Genomic DNA, 3969 nt, shown 5'->3' on the forward strand with positions numbered 1-3969 from the left:
CAGCGCGTGCTGCTGGAAAGCTTCCACCAAGGCCACGACCTGCGCGTGCTGGTGATCGGCTTTGATGTGGTCGCCGCGGCCATCCGTCGCCCGGCCGAGATCATCGGCGACGGCCGCCACAGCGTAGGCGCGCTGATCGACGCGCAGAGCCGCCGGCGCCAGGCCGCCACCGGCGGCGAAAGCCGCATTCCCAAGGACGCCGAAACCCTGCGCACCCTGCACGGCGCCGGCCTCGACTACGACAGCGTGCTGCCGGCCGGTCAGCGCCTGGCCGTGCGCAAGACCGCCAACCTGCACACCGGCGGCACCCTGGAGGACGTCACCGCGATCCTCCACCCGAGCCTGCGCGAGGCGGCGATCAAGGCCGCGCGCGCCCTGGAGATCCCGGTGGTCGGCCTCGACCTGCTGGTGCCGGCCGCCGACCAGCCGCAGCATGTGTTCATCGAGGCCAACGAACGCGCCGGCCTGGCCAACCACGAACCGCAGCCGACCGCCGAACGCTTCGTCGACCTGCTGTTCCCGCTGAGCCAGGTGATCAGCTGAGCGCTGATCGGTAGCCCTCTCCCTCCCCTCTCCCGTAAACGGGCGAGGGGCAATGGCAACGCCGAGGAGTCCATATGCCGCAACTACCCGAACCCGACCTCGACTACCTGCAGAAGGTGCTGCTGGAGATGCTCGCCATCCCCAGCCCCACCGGCTTCACCGACACCATAGTGCGCTACGTCGCCGAGCGCCTGAACGACCTCGACATCCCCTTCGAGCTGACCCGCCGCGGCACCATCCGCGCCACCCTCAAGGGCCGCCAGAGCGATTGCGAGCGCTGCGACCGCGCGGTGTCGGCGCACCTCGACACCATCGGCGCCATCGTCCGCGAGGTGCAGGACAACGGCCGTCTCGGCCTGGCCCCGGTGGGCTGCTGGTCGAGCCGCTTCGCCGAGGGCAGCCGGGTCAGCGTGTTCACCGACCAGGGCGTGCTGCGCGGCAGCGTGCTGCCGCTGATGGCCTCCGGGCACGCCTTCAACACCGCGGTGGACAACCTGCCGATCAGCTGGGACCACATCGAGCTGCGCCTCGACGCCTACACCACCACCCGCGCCGACTGCGAGTCGCTGGGCATCTCGGTGGGCGATTTCGTCGCCTTCGACCCGCTGCCGGAATTCACCGAGAGCGGCCATATCAGCGCCCGCCACCTCGACGACAAGGCCGGCGTCGCCGCCCTGCTGGCCTCGCTGAAGACCATCAAGGAGCACGGCCTGCAGCCGGAGATCGACTGCCACCCGCTGTTCACCATCACCGAGGAGGTCGGCTCCGGCGCCGCCGCCGCGCTGCCCTGGGACGTCAGCGAGTTCGTCGGCATCGACATCGCCCCGGTGGCGCCCGGCCAGCAGTCCAGCGAACACGCGGTCAGCGTGGCCATGCAGGACTCCGGCGGCCCCTACGACTATCACCTGTCGCGCCAGCTGCTGCGCCTGGGCGCCGAGCAGGAAATCCCGGTGCGCCGCGACCTGTTCCGCTACTACCACAGCGACGCGCAGTCGGCGGTCACCGCCGGCCACGACATCCGCACCGCGCTGCTGGCCTTCGGCTGTGACGCCACCCACGGCTACGAGCGCACCCATATCGACAGCCTCAAGGCGCTCAGCCGCCTGCTCACTGCCTACCTGCTCAGCCCGCCGGTGTTCGCCAGCGACGCGCAGCCGGCGCAGGGCTCGCTGGAGCGTTTCAGCCACCAGCTCGAACACGACGCACAGATGGAAAGCGAGACGCGCGTCCCGCCGGTGGACAGCCTGCTCGGCCAGCACGACAAGGACGCTTGAAGGGGCCCGCGCATCCGGGCAAAGTGGCGCGAAAGAACCCCGGGGGCCGCGAGCGCCCCCGCTGCAACCGCCAGCCATCCCTGGCGGTCACCCTTCGGGCCGTCGCAACGCGACGTTGGACATGATTCCCGGCCATTGTTGGTGGCCCACTGAGGTTTCCGGATGCCTCGTCTGTGCCTGGCTTTGCTGCTGTTCTGGCTGACGTCCCCGAGCTGGGCCCTGCCACCCGCGCCGCTGGATAGCGACGACCTGCGCCTTTCCCTCGGCCCCTACACCGGCTACTACGAGGACGTCGGCGGCCAGCTGAGCGTCGACCAAGTACTGGCGCTGGACGACGACGCCTTCCGCCGCATCACGGGCGAGCACGCCAACCAGGGCAAGAACGCCTCGGTGTGGTGGTTCAAGGTGCGCCTGGTCAACGGCCTGACGCAGGAGCTGGGCGGCTACCTGGAGGTCAACTACCCGCTGCTCGACCACCTGCAGGTCTTCCTCGTCGCCCCCGACGGCCGCCGCCTGGAACAGGAAAGCGGCGACCGCTACGCCTTCTCCCAGCGCCCGGTGCAGGTGCGCAACTTCTGGTTCCCGCTGCAGCTGGAGCCCGGCGTCAGCACCCTGCTGGTGCGCGTCGACACCACCAGCACGGTGTTCGTGCCGCTGTTCTTCAGCACCTACGGCGCCAGCGCGGTGGCCCAGGAAAACCTCATGGGCTTCAACGGCGCGTTCTACGGCGTGCTGTTCGCCATGTTCTGCTACAACCTGTTCCTCTACCTGTCGCTGCGCGAAGCCGCCTACCTCTGGTACCTGGCCTACAACCTCAACGTCGGCCTGCTCGCCGCCTGCTTCGACGGCATGCTGTTCAAGCTGCTGCCCGAGCACGTGGCCTTCCAGTCGGTGAGCATCTACATCCTGATGTACCTGCACTGCCTGACCGCCATCCAGTTCAGCCGCCACTTCCTCCACGCGCGCCAGTACTTCCCGCGCCTGGACACCGGCCTGCGCCTGCTGATGCTGGCCTGCGCCGGCATCCTGCTGTCGGCGCCGCTGATCGGCCTTTCCGCCTGGAACATCCTGGCCAGCGTCACCGTCTCGCTGGTGTCGCTGATCCTGTTGCTCACCGGCGTCTACGTCTGGCGCCGTGGCGTGCGCTACGGTTCCTACTACACCCTGGCCTGGGCCATCCTGCTGTTCGCCTTCATCCAGGCCACCACCGGCTCGCTGGGCCTGGAAGTGTTCGGCGTGTTCGGCGCCACGGTGGTGAAGATCGGCGTGACCATCGAGCTGATCACCCTGTCCATCGGCCTGGCCGACCGCATCAACCTGCTCAAGGAGGAAGGCTTCCGCTCGCGCCGCGCCGCCGAGCAGGCCGAGTTCGAGAGCCAGGCCAAGAGCCGCTTCCTGGCCAAGATGAGCCACGAGATCCGCACCCCGCTCAACGGCGTGCTGGGCATGCTGCAGCTGCTGCGCGAGACGCCGCTGGATCGCAGCCAGCGCTTCTACGTCGACACCATCTCCAGCTCCGGCAGCTCGCTGATGGCGGTGATCAACGACATCCTCGACTACGCCCGCATCGAGTCCGGCAAGCTCAGCCTGGAGCAGATCGAGTTCGACCTGGAAGACCTGATCTCCGAGACCCTCAGCCTGTTCACCGGCCAGGCCCTGGACAAGCGCCTGCGCCTCTACGTCAGCCTCGAAGGCGGCGTGCCGCGGCGCATCCAGGGCGACCCGACGCGGCTCAAGCAGGTGCTGATGAACCTGCTCAGCAACGCCCTGAAATTCACCCCCGAGGGCCACGTGGCGATCAGCGTCAGCCGCCGCAGCGACAGCCACGGCCAGCCGCACCTGGTGTTCGCCGTCAGCGACAGCGGCATCGGCATCAGCGAGCAGGCCCTGGCCCAGCTGTTCGAATCCTTCGCCCAGGGCGACTCCAGCACCACCCGCCGCTACGGCGGCAGCGGCCTGGGCCTGGCCATCAGCAAGGAGCTGGTGGAGATGATGGACGGCCGCATCGAGGTGCAGAGCACCCCCGGCCAGGGCACCCGCTTCGCCTTCGACATTCCGCTGCTGAGCGCGGCCGAGGCGCCCGACGAACTCGGCCGCCTGCTGGCCGGGCGCACCGCCCTGCTCGCCTCGCTCGACGGCCTTGGCCTGGACG

At 69.0% G+C, this 3969-nt stretch carries 2 protein-coding genes and 1 pseudogene; all 3 read left to right on the forward strand.

The genetic code is table 11. The features are described from left to right. Positions 1–543 (forward strand): annotated as a pseudogene (locus N878_RS14480) (N-acetylglutaminylglutamine synthetase); the annotation flags it as partial. A 74-nt stretch (positions 544–617) separates the two neighbouring features. Next, positions 618–1817, forward strand: a complete 1200-nt coding sequence (locus tag N878_RS14485) for an osmoprotectant NAGGN system M42 family peptidase (RefSeq protein ID WP_021444346.1) — start codon at positions 618–620, stop codon at positions 1815–1817. Between the two features lie 162 nt (positions 1818–1979). Beyond that, a partial coding sequence (locus N878_RS14490) for a hybrid sensor histidine kinase/response regulator (RefSeq protein ID WP_021444347.1) occupies positions 1980–3969 on the forward strand: 1990 nt, incomplete at its 3' end.

Origin of the sequence: Pseudomonas sp. EGD-AK9, from assembly GCF_000465935.2 — a bacterium.
Classification (GTDB): domain Bacteria; phylum Pseudomonadota; class Gammaproteobacteria; order Pseudomonadales; family Pseudomonadaceae; genus Aquipseudomonas.

Excerpts from the sequence above, each read along its gene's own strand:
- N878_RS14485 (WP_021444346.1), top strand. The coding sequence starts at position 618 with ATGCCGCAACTACCCGAACCCGACCTCGACTACCTGCAGAAGGTGCTG.